The following is a 14,632-nucleotide window of genomic DNA, read 5'->3' on the forward strand; positions in this document are numbered from 1 at the left end:
TGTTCGTAGAGGGAATGTAGGTGAATAGGAACGGGTCGGATTCGGACCGAGATCAGCGCAGCTCGCCGAGGAAGCTCGTGCCGTGCTCCGGCGCGGCGACGCCGAAATTGTCCGCCACGGTCGCGCCGACATCGGCGAACGTGAGGCGCAGCGGAAGCTCGCGTCCAGCCTCGAAGCGAGGCGAATAGACGAGCAGCGGCACGTACTCGCGCGTATGGTCGGTGCCGGTGTAGGTCGGATCGTTGCCGTGGTCCGCCGTCACGATGAGCAGATCGTCGGCGGTCAGCCGCTCCAGCACCGCCGGCAGCTGGGCGTCGAACGCCTCCAGCGCCTGCGCGTAGCCCGCCGGGTCGCGGCGATGGCCGTACAGCGCGTCGAAGTCGACCAGATTGAGGAAGCTGATGCCGGAGAAATCCTCCGCGCACACTTCCGTCAGCCGCTCCATGCCTTCGTCGTTGGAAGCGGTGCGGATGCTGCGCGTGACGCCCTCGCCGTCGAAAATGTCGGAGATCTTGCCGATCGCCACGACTTCCCGTCCGGCCTCCTGGAGCGTGTTCATGACGGTCGGCTGGAACGGCTTGAGCGCGTAGTCATGGCGTCCGGCCGTCCGCTTGAACGTGCCCGGCCCGCCGACGAACGGGCGGGCGATGATCCGTCCGAGCATGTACGGATCGTCGAGCGTGATCTCGCGGCAGAACTCGCAGATCGCGTACAGCTCCGGCAGCGGCACGATCTCCTCATGCGCGGCGATCTGCAGCACGGAGTCGGCGGAGGTATAGACGATCAGCGCTCCGGTGCGCATATGCTCCTCGCCGAGCTCGTCGATGATCTCGGTGCCGCTGGCCGCCTTGTTGCCGATCACCTTGCGCCCCGTATGGGCCTCGATGCGGTCGATCAGCTCCTGCGGGAACCCGTGCTCGAAGACGCGGAACGGCGTGTCGATGCGCAGGCCCATCATTTCCCAGTGGCCCGTCATCGTATCTTTGCCGCTCGACGCCTCCTGCATCCTTCCATAAAAGGCGAGCGGCTCGTCCGCCGGCTCGATGCCCGCGAACGGGCGGATATTGGCGAGGCCGAGGCTGCCCATGACGGGCATCCGCAGTCCTCCCTGCGCCTCGGCGATATGGCCGAGCGTATCGGCGCCGACATCGCCGAACGAGGCCGCGTCATGCGCCTCGCCGATGCCGACGGAATCCATCACGATGATATGGATGCGTTTGAACATGACATCAAGTCCTTTCCTGGTCCTTCCTGCTGCTCTATCATAGCGGAACCGCCGCCGCGCGGGCAACTTTGCCCATGCCAAGACAAACAGCCGAAAAACCGAGGTTTTCCGGCTGCTGCAAAGGCCAGCGGTCAGTAGGTGCTTTCCGAACGGCCGCCTTCCATGATCTTGACGCCGGAGCTGGCGCCGATCCGCGTCGCGCCGGCCGCCACCATGCGCTCCATGTCCTCCAGGCTGCGCACGCCGCCCGAAGCCTTGACCCCGATGTCGGGGCCGACCGTACGGCGCATGAGCGCGATGTCCTCGGCCGTCGCGCCGCCGGTCGAGAAGCCGGTCGACGTCTTGACGAAGTCGGCTCCAGCCCGCACGGAGCATTCGCAAGCGCGCACCTTCTCCTCGTCGCTGAGCAGGCAGGTCTCGATGATCACCTTGACGATCGCCTTGCCCGCGGCCGCCTCCACGACGGCGCGGATGTCCGCCTCGACGTCGGCATCGCGGCCGTCCTTGAGCGCGCCGATGTTGATGACCATATCGATCTCGCCGGCGCCGGAAGCGATCGCGTCCGCCGCCTCGAACGCCTTGACGGCGCTCGTCGTCGCGCCGAGCGGGAAGCCGATGACGGTGCATACCTTCACTTCGGTGCCCGCGAGCGCCTCGGCGGCCGTCCGCACCCAGGTCGGATTGACGCAGACGGAGGCGAAGCCGTATTGGCGAGCTTCCTCGATCAGCTTGCCGATCTCCGGCGCGGTCGCATCCGCGCGCAGCAGCGTATGGTCGATCATTGCAGCGAGTTGTCCCTGTTGCATGTCCATATCCACCCCATTCTTGAACTGCCTCCATCATAGCATCGGTCTGAACAAATGTACAAGCCGCTTCAATCATATGTTCAGTCCGTCGGGACACGACGGGCTCTCCGTCTATCCCTGCCCAAATCGCCGGGAAATCAGACCCGCTGCTGCCGCTGCGTAAAAAAACGGGCGGCCGTCCGGTTGCCCGGTCGACCGCCCGCCATCCTCAATCCGCCTCGCCGCCCGCTTCTCCCACCGCCAGCTGGCGGATCAGCAGCACGGCCGCATGCTTGCGCGCGTCGGCCGTGCCGATGCGCAGCCCGAGCGCAGCGTCCTCCCCCGTCCCCCTCGCCGCTCCCGGCGCAGCCGAAAAGCGGATGACCGCCCCGTCCAGATCCTCCCGGATCTCCTCGATGAGCCGGCCCTCCTCGACCAGCGCGTCAAGCCGCTGCTTCTCCTCCGCATAGGCTTCATACGCGCTCATGACGGGCTTCCTCCGATCGGAACCGCCGGCAGCGCCAGGCTCCCGCCGAGCCCGAAGCGGCTTCTCTTCAAGTAACGGCCGCTGCCCGCCTGCCCGACGAACTGCTTGTCGCGCACGACGAACTCGCCGCGCACGAGCACGGACACCGGCTCGCCCTGCACCTCCATGCCCTCGAACGCGCTGTAGTCGACGCGCAGATGATGGTCGCGCGCCGACAGCGTCCGCGTCGCCGACGGGTCGAACAGCACGAGGTCGGCGTCGCTGCCGACCGCGATCGTGCCTTTGCGCGGGAACAGCCCGAACAGCTTGGCGGCGTTCGTCGCCGACAGCTCGACGAACCGCTGCAGGTCGATCCGGCCTTTGGCCACGCCTTCGGAGAACAGCAGGCTGAAGCGGTCCTCGATCGTCGGGCCGCCGTTCGGAATTTTGGAGAAGTCGCCGCGGCCGAGCTCCTTTTGCCCCTTGAAATGAAAGGAGCACTGATCCGAGCCGAGCGCCTGCAGCGTGCCGGACGACAACGCGTTCCAAAGCGCCGTCTGATGCCAGGCCTCGCGCAGCGGCGGCGACCAGACGTATTTGGCGCCCTCGAAATCCGGACGCTCGAGCGCGGAGATGTCGAGCGTCAAGTACTGCGGGCAGGTCTCGCCATAGACGCGCAGTCCGCGCGCCCGCGCGGCGGCGATGCGCTCGACCGCTTCGGCGCAGGTGACATGCACGACATAAAGCGGCGCTCCGGCCAGGCCGGCGAGCTCGGCGGCCCGCCCGGTCGCCTCGCCCTCGAGCTGCGGCGGACGCGTGAGCGCATGCCAGATCGGCTCGGTGTCGCCCCGCTCCAGCGCCTCGCTGACGAGCCGCTCGATGACGTCGCCGTTCTCGGCATGCACCATGACGAGCGCGCCTTCTTCGCGGGCGAGCTGCAGCGTCCGGTACAGCGTGCCGTCGTCCGCCTGGAACACGTTTTTGTACGCCATGAACACCTTGAGCGACGTAATGCCCTCGCGCTCGATCAGCTCCGGCAGCTCTGCCAGAGCCTGCTCGCCGGCATCCGCGACCATCAGATGGAAGCCGTAGTCGATGACCGCCTTGCCCTCGGCCTTGGCATGCCAGGCGGCGACCGCATCGCCGAGCGGCCGTCCGCGCTCGGTCAGGCAGAAGTCGAGGATCGTCGTCGTGCCGCCGAACGCCGCGGCGATCGTGCCGCTCTCGAAATCATCCGCCGTCACCGTGCCGCCGAACGGCATGTCGAGATGCGTATGCGGGTCGATGCCGCCGGGAAAGACGTACAGCCCGGCGGCGTCGACCGTCTCGGCGCCCGTCGCGTCGAGCGAGCGGCCGATCGCCGCGATGACGCCGTCCTCGATGCGGATGTCCGCGACGCTGACGGAGCCGGCCGTCACGACCGTGCCGCCTTGTATGATCCGTGCTTTTTTCATCCTTCCACCGCCTCCGCTCGTATGGATTCGCGGTCCAGCCGCGCCAGCGCCCGCTGACGCTCGTTCCACGTCAATGACGGCGCTGCCGGCGGCAGCTCGACCATCTCGATCGCGCCGTCCACCGGGCAGACGATCGAGCACAGATTGCAGCCGACGCAGTCGTCCTCGCGCACCTGCAGGTACGGCTTGCCGCCGGCGCCGTTCAGCATGTCGATGCATTGATGCGACGTGTCCTCGCAGGCGATATGGCATTTGTTGCAGTTGATGCAGGTATCCTGGCGGATGCGCGCGACGACGCGGTAGTTCAGGTCGAGGTCGCCCCAGTTCGTGTAGCGGGCCACGCTCTGCCCGGTCAGCTCGGCGACGGAGGCCAGTCCTTTGCGGTCGAGATAGCGGCTCAGCCCGTCGACCATCTCGCCGACGATGCGGAAGCCGTGATGCATCGCCGCCGTGCACACCTGCACGCCCGCCGCGCCCATGAGCAGGAACTCCGCCGCGTCCTGCCACGACGAGATGCCGCCGATGCCCGAGATCGGCACGCCTACGAGCGGATCGCGCGCGCATTCGGCGACCATGCTGAGGGCGATCGGCTTGACCGCCGGACCGCAGTAGCCGCCGTGCGCGCCTTTGCCGCCGACATGGGGGACCGTGTTCCACGTCTCCAGATCGACGCCGGCGAGGCTGTTGATCGTATTGATGAGGCTGACCGCGTCCGCGCCTCCGAGCACGGCGTGGCGGGCGGTGACGGTGATGTCGGTGATGTTCGGCGTCAGCTTGACGATGACCGGCGTGCGCGCCGCCTCCTTGGCCCACATCGTCTGCTTCTCGACGAGATCCGGCTGCTGGCCGGAAGCCGCGCCCATGCCGCGCTCGGCCATGCCGTGCGGGCAGCCGAAGTTCAGCTCCAGCCCGTCGACGCCGGCGTCCTCGACGCGCTTCACGATCTCATGCCACTTCTCCCGCTTCGGCTCGACCATGAGCGAGGCGACGAGCGCCCGGTCGGGAAACAGCCGCTTCGTCTCGCGGATCTCCCGCAGGTTCACCTCCAGCGGCCGGTCGGAGATGAGCTCGATGTTGTTGAAGCCGGCGACGCGCTTGCCGCCGAAATGGACGGCCGCGAAGCGCGACGACGTATTGATGATCGGCTCGCCGAGCGTCTTCCAGACGGCTCCGCCCCAGCCGGCCTCGAACGCCCGCTGCACCTGGTAGCCGGTGTTCGTCGGCGGCGCGGAGGCGAGCCAGAACGGATTGGGCGAGCGTATGCCCGCCAGCGAGATGGACAGATCGGCCATCGTAGTCGACCTCCTTTTCGGTTAGATTCGGCCGGCGGACCCGGCATGGCGCGAAGGGACGGCGACAGCCGGAGCGCGGCGGCGCGAGGCGAAGTCCGGCCCGAGCCAGGCGGCCGCGATCGCGGCGGCGGCCCGCTTGCCCTGCTCCGCCGCCGAGACGACCGTCGCCTCGCCCGCTCCGGTGCCGTGCAGGATGTCGCCGGCCGCATAAATGCGCGGATCGGACGTCAGGCCGGTGCGCGGATCGGCCTCCGGCACGCCTGCTCGATGCGCGATGCCGAGCTGTTCGGCCAGCGTCGCGAGGCGCTCCTGCCCCGTCGCCAGCACGACGGCGTCCGCCTCCAGCAAAAAGGCGGAATCCGGCACGGGCGATGTCAGCCGGCGGCCGTCGGACCCGACGCGTCCGTCAGGCTGCAGCCGCATGCATTCGAGCCCGGCGGCCTTGCCGTCCGGCCCGGCGACGATGCGCAGCGGCTGGGTCAGCCAGACGAAGCCGACGCCCTCCTGCTTGGCAAACTCGTATTCGAACGGGTAGGCGGTCATTTCCGCCGCCGTGCGGCGGTAGACGATCTTCACCTCCGCCGCGCCGAGCCGCACGGCGCAGGTCGCCGCGTCGATCGCCGTATTTCCGGCGCCGATGACCGCGACCCGCGCGCCGGCGAGCGCGGACGGCATGCGTCCGGCCTTCGTCGCCTCGACGAGCCGGATCGCGTCGTAGACGCCCTCCAGCCGCTCGCCCTCGAGCCCGAGCGGCGGCACGTAGCCCATGCCCGCCGCCAGCACGAGCACGTCATGGCGGCCGCGCAGCTCCTCGACGCTCAGCGAGCTGCCGACTCGCACGCCGGTATGGAAGCGGACGCCGAGCTCCTCGACCTGCCGCACCTCCCAGTCGGGCACATGCGTCGGCAGGCGGAAGCTGACGATGCCGCTGCTGTCGAGTCCGCCCGCCACCTGGCGGGCCTCGTAGACGTCGACGTCGAAGCCGAAGCGGGCCAGCTCCCGCGCCGCCGAAAGGCCGGCCGGTCCGCTGCCGATGACGCCCGCGCTCACGCCGGCCGGCTCGCCGGGCGCGAACAGCCGCAGCCCGGCGCTCGCCGCATAGTCGGTCGCATGGCGCTGCAGCCTGCCGATCGCGATCGGCGCGGACGAGCCGTTCAGCACGCATGCGCCCTCGCAGAGCAGCTCCGTCGGACAGACGCGCGCGCAGCTCGCGCCGACCGGATTCGCGTCCATGATCGCATGCGCCGCGCCTTCGGGATTGCCGGTGGCGATCCGCTTGATGAACGACGGGATGTCGATCGACGTCGGGCAGGCCTTGATGCAGGGCGCGTCATAACAGTAGAGGCAGCGGTTCGACTCCTCGGCGGCGGCCGCTCGCGTCAGCGGCGGCACCAGCTCGCGGAACGGCTCCGGCACGGCCGGATCGCCGAACGCCGCGCTCAGGCGGATGTCATCGACCATGATCCATCGCTCCTTTCCGACCCGCTCGGCGAGGCCAGCCTTTTCAGCGTACGGTACAGCAGCTCCACGCCCAGGCCGATATCCTCGGCGGAGGAGAATTCCCGCGGATTATGGCTGATGCCGTCCCGCGAGCGGACGAAGATCATGGCGTACGGGCAGACGTAGGACAGCGCCAGCGCGTCGTGGAACGGCCCGCTCATCAGCTCGGGCAGCTCCAGCCCCATGTCGGACGCCTCCGCGCGGACCGCCGCCATCAGCTCGGGGCTGCATGCCCGCGGCGGACTGTCGGTATCGACCTTGACCGCATAGGCGAGGCCGTTGTCGGCCGCCGTCTCGGCGATCAGCCGGCGCAGCTCCGCCTCCAGCCGGCCGCGCCGCTCCATGTCGATGTCCCGCAGGTCGACGGTGAAGCGGACGCGTTCGGGGATGATGTTGCGCGAGGCGGGAAACAGCTGCAGCGTGCCGACCGTGCCGACCGCGGGCGTGCCCGCCTCGGCGCGCACGAGCCGCTGGAAGCCGCTGATGATCGACGCGGCGCCGGCGAGCGCGTCGCGGCGCATCGCCATCGGCACCGAGCCGGCATGGCCGGCGAAGCCTTCGAGCTCGACCGTCAGCCAGAGCGGACCGCTGATCGCGGTCACGAGGCCGACGGCCGCTCCCGCCGCCTCGAGCACGGGTCCCTGCTCGATATGCAGCTCCAGATAGGCGGCGATCGCGCCGTCCGGATAACGGGCCTCGTCGAGCCGGGACGGATCGCCGCCAAAGGCGGCCAGCGCCTCGCGGCGCGTCACGCCGTCCAGGTCGGCGCGCTCCAGCTCGCCCGGCTCCAGCCGGCCGGACATGGCCCGCGAGCCGAAGATGCCTTTGTCGAACCGGCAGCCTTCCTCGTCAGAAAAAGCGACCACCTCGATCGGGAGCGCGGGAGCGAAGCCTTGGGCGGCGAGCGCATGCGCCGCCTCGATCGCGCCAAGCACGCCGACGATGCCGTCGTACGTCCCCGCATACGGCTGCGTGTCGAGATGGGAGCCGAGCATGAGCACAGGCCCGGCCGCTCCGTCCGCGGCCTCCAGCCGGCCGATCAGGTTGCCCGCCGCGTCCATTCGCACGCTCAAGCCGGCTTCCTCCATCCAGCCTCTCGCCATGTCGGCCGCCTGACGGTCGAGCGGCGTCATCGCCAGCCGGCTGACGCCGGTCTCGCTGATGCGTCCGAGCTCGGCCAGCTGGCCGAGCCGCCGCATGACCCGTTCGTTCGATGTCGTGCAGGATCGTATCATCGCTCTCCTCCTTTTTTGAACTCACTGAACTGGGATTTGCGAGAGGTCTCGTGTTAGGATACATGACGTATCATACTTAATTTTCTGAATTTTTTGAATCATTATTTTCGAAACGGCTCTTTTGATGTAAGCTTAACAGACACGAACGATGCGGATCGCCGCGCCTGATCGCGGCTGCGGCCGGCATCGAAGAACGGGAGGATAAGTCCATGAGGGATGGCGAAGCAACTCGCCTGTCGATCGAGGAGCAAGCCGGCGCCGAGCCCGAGCGGGGCGTGACCGTCCGGGAGACGCTGTCGACGCGGCCGTTCGACGGAGCGCGGCTTGAAGCCGGACGCGCGGGACTCGGACGGCGCATCCGCTGGGTGCATGTGCTGGAGGCCGCGGAGGCGGCGGAGCTGCTGCATGGAGGCGAGATGGTGCTGACGACCGGTCTCGGCTTCGGCTCCGACGAGCTGCGGCAGACGCAGTTCCTCACCCGCCTGCTCGAGCGCGGCGTCAGCTGCGTCTGCCTCGAGCTCGGCTCCCGCCTGCGCGAGCTTCCGCGCGGCTGGCGGCAGCTCGCCGAGGAGGCGGCGACGCCTCTCATCGTCTTTCCGCGGACCGTAAGGTATGTCGACATCACCCAGGAGCTCCATTCGCTCATCCTCCAGCGCCGGCAGGCCCTCTCTCCCGCCGCCCGCGCCGACCCCGAGGCGGCGCTGCTGCGACGCGCCCTGCGCGGCCCGGAAGCCGGCTCCGCGGACGGACTCGCCCATCCGCTCGAAGGGCTGGTGTGGCGGGCGGCGGCGGCCGAATGGGACTCCGCTCCGGCCGCCGCCGCAGCCGCCGATGAGCTGCGCCGCAGGCTGCGCGCCGCGGGCTTCGTTTGCCTCGCGGAAGCGCGCGGCCCGCGGCTGCTCGCCGTCGCCGGCCAGTCGGCGCGCTCCGCCGCGGGCGAACGGCTGGAGCGGACGCTGCGCGCCGCGCTGTCGGCCGTGCCCGGCGGCTGCGCCGGCGCCAGCTCGCGCTTCGCCGGGGCGGTCGGCGCGGAGGAAGCGCGCCGCGAGGCCGAGGAGGCGCTGCGGCTGTGCCTGCTCCGGCAGCCGCAGCCAGCCGCGGCGCGTTCCGCCGGAGGCGGCGGTCCGGCGACGGGCGGAGCTGCTGGCGGTCGGGCGACGGCGGGCGAAGCGGCGGGCGGAGCTGCTGGCCCGTATGCGTGCGAAGACGCAGGAGAGCTGCTCTGCTACGAGCAGCTCGGCGTGCTGCAGCTGCTGCCCGCGCTCGACGACGGGAGGCGGCTGCAGGCGTACGTCGCCCGGCATCTCGGTCCTCTTCTCGAGGCGGACCGGCTGCGCGGTGGCGAGCTGCTGCGAACGCTCCAGGTGTTCCTCGACGCCGACGGCTCCAAGCAGGAGGCGGCCAGGCGGCTCTATGTCGCCCGCCAGTCGCTGTACTATCGGCTCGAGCGGATCGAGGAGCTGATCGGTCCCGTCTGGCTCGATCCCGAGCGCCGGCTCGCCGCCGAGCTTGCCCTGCGCGCCTACCGGCTGCTGCATCCCGGCGGGCTTGCCGGAGACGCGGCCCGCTAGCGCGAGCGACTGCCGCATCGGATGCGGATGCGGATTTGCTATGATGGCGCTGCCAGATCGGATGCGGGCAGCCGTCGAAAATGGCTTGATGCGTCATCGGTTCGTCCGGACTGGCACCACCAGGGAGTCGAGAGTTCCTTCGCCCGCGTAAACCCGGCGCATCGGCTCCACCAGGGAGTCGATAGTTCCTTGGTTCGCGGAAACCCGGCGTACCGGCTCCACCAGGGAGTCGAGAGTTCCTTGGTTCGCAGAAACCCGGCCCGACGGCCCCACCAGGGAGTCGAGAGTTCCTTCGCCCGCGTAAATCCGGCGCATCGGCTCCACCAGGGATTCAATAGTTCCTTCGCACGCGTAAACACGCTGCATTGGCTCCACCAGGGAGTCGAGAGTTCCTTGGTTCACGGAAACCCGGCGCATCAGCTCGACCAGGGAGTCGAGAGTTCCTTGGTTCGCAGAAACCCGGCCCGACGGCCCCACCAGGGAGTCGAAAGTTCCCTGGTTTACGGAAACCCGACGCATCAGCTCTACCAGGGAGTCGAGAGTTCCTTGGTTCGCGGAAACCCGGCGCATCGGCTCCACCAGGGAGTCGAGAGTTCCTTGGTTCGCGGAAACACGGCGAATCAGCTTCACCAGGGAGTCGAGAGTTCCTTGGTTCGCAGAAACCCGGCCCGACGGCCCCACCAGGGAGTCGAAAGTTCCCTAGTTTACGGAAACCCGTCGCATCGGCTCGACCAGGGAGTCGAGAGTTCCTTGGTTCGCAGAAACCCGGCCCGACGGCCCCACCAGGGAGTCGAAAGTTCCCTAGTTTACGGAAACCCGTCGCATCGGCTCCACCAGGGAGTCGAGAGTTCCTTGGTTCACGGAAACCCGGCGCATCAGCTCAACCAGGGAGTCGAGAGTTCCTTCGCACGCGGAAACCCGGCGCATCGGCTCCACCAGGGAGTCGAGAGTTCCTTCGCACGCGGAAACCCGGCGCATCAGCTCGACCAGAGAATCGAGAGTTCCTTGGTTCGCGGAAACCCGGCGCACCGGCTCGAATCCTCCTCCTATCGAGCGAGCGGCAGCAGCGACTCCAGCAGCGCCGTCTGCAGAAACGCCATGTCCTCGTCTGTGGACGACAGCGGCGGCGCAATCGTGAGCACATTGGCCATGCCGGCGACGGTGTCGCCGTTTTTGCCGATGATGAGCCCCGCTTCCCGGCAGCGGTCGAGCACGGCCTGCACCACTGCCGCGCCGAGCGGCTCGCGGCTGGACCGGTCCGCCACCAGCTCGATGCCGGCCATCAGCCCGAAGCCGCGGATGTCGCCGACCTGCGGATGCGAGGCGAGCTCCGCGCGCAAGTCGCCGAGCAGCTTCGCGCCGAGCTCCGCCGCCCGCTGCGGCAGCCGCTCGCGCTCCAGCAGCTTCAGATTGGCGAGCGCCAGCGCGCACGCGGCGGGATTGCCGCCGAACGTATTGATGTGGCGCAGATGCGCCAGCGCGCCGGTGCGCCGGAACGCCTCGTGCAGCTCGCGCTTCACCGCCGTCGCGGCGAGCGGCAGGTAGCCGCTCGTCAGTCCTTTGGCCATCGTCACGATGTCGGGCGAGACGCCGTAGTTGTGATGGCCGAACTTGCGGCCGGAGCGGCCGAAGCCGCAGATCACCTCGTCGACGATGAGCAGGACGCCGCGCTCCGTGCAGATGCGCCGCACCTCCTGCATATAAAGCGGGTCGGGCACGATGACCCCCCCGCCCGTAATTACGGGCTCGAGAATGACGCCCGCGACCGTCTCCTCGCCTTCCCAGACGATGCGCTCCTCGATCTCCCGCGCGCACAGCAGCTGGAACGCCTCGGCCGTCATCCCCTCCGGCCTGCGGTAGCTGTCCGGCGGCCGCACATGCAGGAAGCCCGGAGCGAGCGGCTCGTAGCCGAGCTTGCGCATCGCCTGGCCGGTCGCGGCAAGCGCGCCGAGCGAGTTGCCGTGATAGCCCCGGTAGCGCGCGACGAATTTCGTCCGCAACGGGTTGCCGCTTTGCAGATGGTATTGGCGGGCGATCTTGAACGCGACCTCGTTCGCCTCGGAGCCGCTGTTGGAGAAAAAGACGACGTAATCGCCCTCCAGCCACTCGCCGAGCTGCTCGGCCAGCTCGATCGCGGGCAGATGGGACTGGGTCAGCGGATAATAGGGAAGCCGCTCCAGCTGCCGCGCCGCCGCGTCCGCGAGCTCCTTGCGTCCATAACCGGCGTTGACGCACCAGAGGCCGGACATGCCGTCGAGGTAGCGTCGGCCGTCCTCGGCGGTCACCCAGGAGCCCTGCCCTTCCACGATGACGAGCGGCCGGTCGGCCGCCCGGTACGGGCGCATGCCATGCCACAACTGTCCGCGCCGCTGCACGGCCGGCGCCCCCGCTTGGGCTGGGGCTGCTTCTGCAGGAGCCTCTGCCGTTTCTGCCAATGCCTCCGCAGCAGCTGCCGCTCCTGCCAGCCCGTCTGCAGCTCCTGCCGCCCCGTCTGCCGCTCCTGCCAGCCCGTCTGCATCTCCTGCCAGCCCGTCTGCATCTCCTGCCAGCCCTTCTGCCGCCCCTGCCAATCCGGCCGTTCCGGCCGAGACGGGAACGCCCTCCGCATCCGATGAGCCGATGCCTTGCTGGACCATGCCGTTTCAGCTCCTTGTCGGCCACACGCCGTCAGTAGCGGGCGGTGACCATCTTTTTTCGCGTGTAGAACTCGACTCCGTCCCGCCCGTTCGCATGCAGGTCGCCGTAGAACGAGCCTTTCCAGCCGCTGAACGGGAAAAACGCCATCGGCGCCGGAACGCCGATGTTGATGCCGAGCATGCCCGCGTCGATCTCCTCGCGAAAGCGGCGCACGGCGCGGGCGCTGTCCGTATAGAGGCAAGCGCCGTTGGCGAACAGCGAGCGGTTGGCGAGCTCGATGCCCTCCTCCAGCCCGCCGATCTCCGCCACGCACAGCACGGGGGCGAACAGCTCCTCCTGCCAGACGGCCATCTCCTCCTGCACCTTGACGACGATCGTCGGGCCGAGGAACGAGCCGCTGCCCGGCGGCGCCGGGTCGAGCCGGCCGTCGCGCAGCAGCTCCGCGCCGCCTCGCAGCGCCTGCTCCAGCAGCGCCAGCACGCGGTCGCGGCTCTCGCAGCGGATCATCGGCGTGGCGATGCCGGCCGGGCCGCCTCCCTCTGCGGGACGCATCGCATCCGCCTGCTCCAGCAGCAGCCGCAGAAACTCCGGCGCCGCGCCGCGCTCGACGCAGACGACGGCGCAGGCCATGCAGCGCTGGCCGGCGGAGCCGAACGCGGCCGCGGCGACCTGGCGGGCGGCGGCGGGCAGATCGGCGTCCGCCAGCACGAGGCTGAAGTTTTTGGCGCCGGCCAGCGCCTGCACCCGCTTGCCCTCCGCCGCGCCGCGCCGATAGACGGCCGCGGCCGCCGGCTGCGAGCCGACGAAGCTGACGGCGGCGATGCCGGGGTGCGCCAGCAGCGCGTCGACCGCCTCGCGCGCGCCGTGCACGATGCTGAGCACCCCGGGCGGGAAGCCCGCCTCCGCGAACAGCTCGGCGAGCCGGCAGGCGAGCAGCGGCGTCCGCTCCGACGGCTTGAGCACGAACGCGTTGCCGCAGGCGACCGCGAGCGGGAACATCCAGCACGGCACCATCATCGGAAAGTTGAACGGCGTAATGCCGCAGACGACGCCGAGCGGATAGCGGTACATCCCCGACTCCAGGCCCGAGGCGATGTCCGGCAGCTGGCTGCCCATGAGCAGCGTCGGCGCTCCGGCCGCGAACTCGACGCATTCGATGCCGCGCTGCACTTCGCCGAGCGCCTCCTCGCGGCTTTTGCCGTTTTCGGCGGCCAGCAGCTCCGCCAGCTCCTCCCTCCGCTCTGACAGTAGCGCCTGATAGCGGAACAGCAGCCTCGCCCGCGCCGGAACGGGCGTGCGGCTCCAGCCGCGGAACGCCTCCTGCGCCGCCGCGACGGCCCGCCCGACCTCGGCCGCGCCGCCGAGCGGGACGAGCGCCAGCACCTCGCCCGTCGCCGGATCGGCGACCGGCGCGAGCGCAGCTCCCTCGGGCGCTTCCTCCCAGCGGCCGCCGATCCAGTTCGCCAGCCGGCGCGGCGCGGGCGCTTCTTTCATTTCCAGCGTATCCTCCATGCGTCTACTCCCTTCTCCCATCTCGCTCTAGCTCTCCCGCCGCCAGGCGCCGGGCTAGAGCCGCGACAGCTCGCCGTACGTCTCCGGCCTCCGGTCGCGGTAGAACTGCCACGCCTCGCGCGCCTCGCGGATGACGCGCCGGTCGAGCACGCCGACGATCGCCTCGTCCCGGTCGCGGCTGCCCTCGGCGACGATCGCTCCGCGCGGATCGACCAGGTAGGACTGGCCGTAAAACTCGCCCATCCGCCACGGCGACTCGACGCCGACGCGGTTGATCGCGGCGACGTAATAGCCGTTGGCGACCGCATGCGCCGGCTGCTCCAGCTTCCACAAATATTCCGACGTGCCCGCGACCGTCGCCGACGGATTGAACACGATCTCCGCTCCGGCGAGTCCGAGCGCGCGCGCCCCTTCCGGGAAGTGGCGGTCGTAGCAGATGTACACGCCGACCTTGGCGTAGGCGGTATCGAATGTCGGATAGCCGAGATTGCCCGGCTTGAAGTAGAACTTTTCCCAGAAGCCATGCGCTCCCCCGCCGGCGCCGACATGCGGAATATGATGCTTGCGGTACTTGCCGAGATAGGCGCCGTCCGCGTCGATGACCGCCGCCGTGTTGTAGTACGAGGCGACGCCTTCGCGCTCGTAGACCGGGACGATCAGCACGACCTCCAGCTCCCGCGCCAGCTCCCGCATCGCCGAGACGGTCGGGCCATCCGGCACTTCTTCGGCGAACCCGTACCACCGGGACGACTGCTCCGCGCAGAAATAAGGACCGGCGAACAGCTCCTGCAGCCCGATGACCTTCGCTCCGCGCGATGCCGCCTCGCGGATGAGCCGCTCCTGCTTCTCGAGGCCGTGCCGCTTGTGCGCCGCGACGTCCTCGCCGCCGTCCAGGTCATGGCTTGCCTGGATAAGTCCGATGCTTACCGTATCCACTGCACATTCCCCCTTTCTG

General features: G+C 69.1%; 12 protein-coding genes. 1 reads left to right on the forward strand and 11 read right to left on the reverse strand.

The window, feature by feature from the left end; all coding sequences use genetic code 11:
• Positions 1-52: 52 nt before the first annotated feature.
• From deoB to GE073_RS13595, 7 genes are all read right to left on the reverse strand, one after another.
• Positions 53-1,225, reverse strand: coding sequence for a phosphopentomutase (gene deoB / locus GE073_RS13565; RefSeq protein WP_028597284.1), 1,173 nt, complete (start codon positions 1,223-1,225; stop codon positions 53-55).
• 131 nt (positions 1,226-1,356) lie between these two features.
• Positions 1,357-2,031 carry a deoxyribose-phosphate aldolase gene (gene deoC, locus GE073_RS13570; protein WP_153783694.1) on the reverse strand — a complete coding sequence of 225 codons (675 nt, stop codon included), beginning with the start codon at positions 2,029-2,031 and terminating at the stop codon, positions 1,357-1,359.
• A 208-nt stretch (positions 2,032-2,239) separates the two neighbouring features.
• A complete protein-coding gene (locus GE073_RS13575) occupies positions 2,240-2,497 on the reverse strand; it encodes a hypothetical protein (RefSeq protein ID WP_028597286.1) in 258 nt (85 codons plus the stop codon).
• On the reverse strand, positions 2,494-3,930 hold the full coding sequence (gene hydA / locus GE073_RS13580) for a dihydropyrimidinase (RefSeq protein WP_052332908.1): 1,437 nt from the start codon (positions 3,928-3,930) through the stop codon (positions 2,494-2,496). Before hydA ends, GE073_RS13575 begins: the two co-directional genes overlap by 4 nt.
• Complete coding sequence (gene preA / locus GE073_RS13585; protein ID WP_028597287.1) at positions 3,927-5,222, reverse strand: NAD-dependent dihydropyrimidine dehydrogenase subunit PreA; 1,296 nt, start codon at positions 5,220-5,222, stop codon at positions 3,927-3,929. The genes hydA and preA overlap by 4 nt, the downstream gene beginning before the upstream one ends.
• Positions 5,223-5,243: 21 nt before the next feature.
• On the reverse strand, positions 5,244-6,683 hold the full coding sequence (locus GE073_RS13590) for an NAD(P)-dependent oxidoreductase (RefSeq protein ID WP_052332909.1): 1,440 nt from the start codon (positions 6,681-6,683) through the stop codon (positions 5,244-5,246).
• Positions 6,662-7,957 carry a M20 family metallo-hydrolase gene (locus GE073_RS13595; RefSeq protein ID WP_028597288.1) on the reverse strand — a complete coding sequence of 432 codons (1,296 nt, stop codon included), beginning with the start codon at positions 7,955-7,957 and terminating at the stop codon, positions 6,662-6,664. Before GE073_RS13595 ends, GE073_RS13590 begins: the two co-directional genes overlap by 22 nt.
• 209 nt (positions 7,958-8,166) lie before the next feature.
• On the opposite strand from GE073_RS13595, the gene GE073_RS13600 reads away from it, so the two are divergent.
• A complete protein-coding gene (locus GE073_RS13600) occupies positions 8,167-9,528 on the forward strand; it encodes a PucR family transcriptional regulator (protein WP_028597289.1) in 1,362 nt (453 codons plus the stop codon).
• 93 nt (positions 9,529-9,621) lie between these two features.
• On the opposite strand, the gene GE073_RS13605 is transcribed toward GE073_RS13600, so the two are convergent.
• The 4 genes from GE073_RS13605 to GE073_RS13620 all read right to left on the reverse strand — a co-directional run bounded on the left by GE073_RS13605 (position 9,622) and on the right by GE073_RS13620 (position 14,613).
• A complete protein-coding gene (locus GE073_RS13605) occupies positions 9,622-10,158 on the reverse strand; it encodes a hypothetical protein (protein WP_101809160.1) in 537 nt (178 codons plus the stop codon).
• Between the two features lie 416 nt (positions 10,159-10,574).
• Entirely contained in the window at positions 10,575-12,164 is a 1,590-nt protein-coding gene (locus GE073_RS13610) for an aminotransferase (RefSeq protein WP_255309700.1), read from the reverse strand.
• Between the two features lie 31 nt (positions 12,165-12,195).
• Entirely contained in the window at positions 12,196-13,677 is a 1,482-nt protein-coding gene (mmsA, locus tag GE073_RS13615; RefSeq protein ID WP_228551512.1) for a CoA-acylating methylmalonate-semialdehyde dehydrogenase, read from the reverse strand.
• A 54-nt stretch (positions 13,678-13,731) separates the two neighbouring features.
• Positions 13,732-14,613 (reverse strand): nitrilase-related carbon-nitrogen hydrolase, encoded by an 882-nt coding sequence (locus tag GE073_RS13620; protein ID WP_101809162.1) that lies wholly within the window; start codon positions 14,611-14,613, stop codon positions 13,732-13,734.
• Positions 14,614-14,632: the final 19 nt, after the last annotated feature.

The sequence above is a fragment of the Paenibacillus sp. B01 genome (assembly GCF_009649995.1).
In the GTDB taxonomy this organism is placed as follows: domain Bacteria; phylum Bacillota; class Bacilli; order Paenibacillales; family Paenibacillaceae; genus Paenibacillus_O; species Paenibacillus_O pasadenensis.

Bases quoted from the DNA above. Each gene is read 5' to 3' on its own strand.
- preA (WP_028597287.1), bottom strand. From the start codon at position 5,222: ATGGCCGATCTGTCCATCTCGCTGGCGGGCATACGCTCGCCCAATCCG.
- GE073_RS13575 (WP_028597286.1), bottom strand. From the start codon at position 2,497: ATGAGCGCGTATGAAGCCTATGCGGAGGAGAAGCAGCGGCTTGACGCG.
- GE073_RS13610 (WP_255309700.1), bottom strand. From the start codon at position 12,164: ATGGTCCAGCAAGGCATCGGCTCATCGGATGCGGAGGGCGTTCCCGTC.
- GE073_RS13600 (WP_028597289.1), top strand. From the start codon at position 8,167: ATGAGGGATGGCGAAGCAACTCGCCTGTCGATCGAGGAGCAAGCCGGC.
- deoB (WP_028597284.1), bottom strand. From the start codon at position 1,225: ATGTTCAAACGCATCCATATCATCGTGATGGATTCCGTCGGCATCGGC.
- GE073_RS13590 (WP_052332909.1), bottom strand. From the start codon at position 6,683: ATGGTCGATGACATCCGCCTGAGCGCGGCGTTCGGCGATCCGGCCGTG.
- deoC (WP_153783694.1), bottom strand. From the start codon at position 2,031: ATGCAACAGGGACAACTCGCTGCAATGATCGACCATACGCTGCTGCGC.
- GE073_RS13595 (WP_028597288.1), bottom strand. From the start codon at position 7,957: ATGATACGATCCTGCACGACATCGAACGAACGGGTCATGCGGCGGCTC.
- mmsA (WP_228551512.1), bottom strand. From the start codon at position 13,677: ATGGAGGATACGCTGGAAATGAAAGAAGCGCCCGCGCCGCGCCGGCTG.
- hydA (WP_052332908.1), bottom strand. From the start codon at position 3,930: ATGAAAAAAGCACGGATCATACAAGGCGGCACGGTCGTGACGGCCGGC.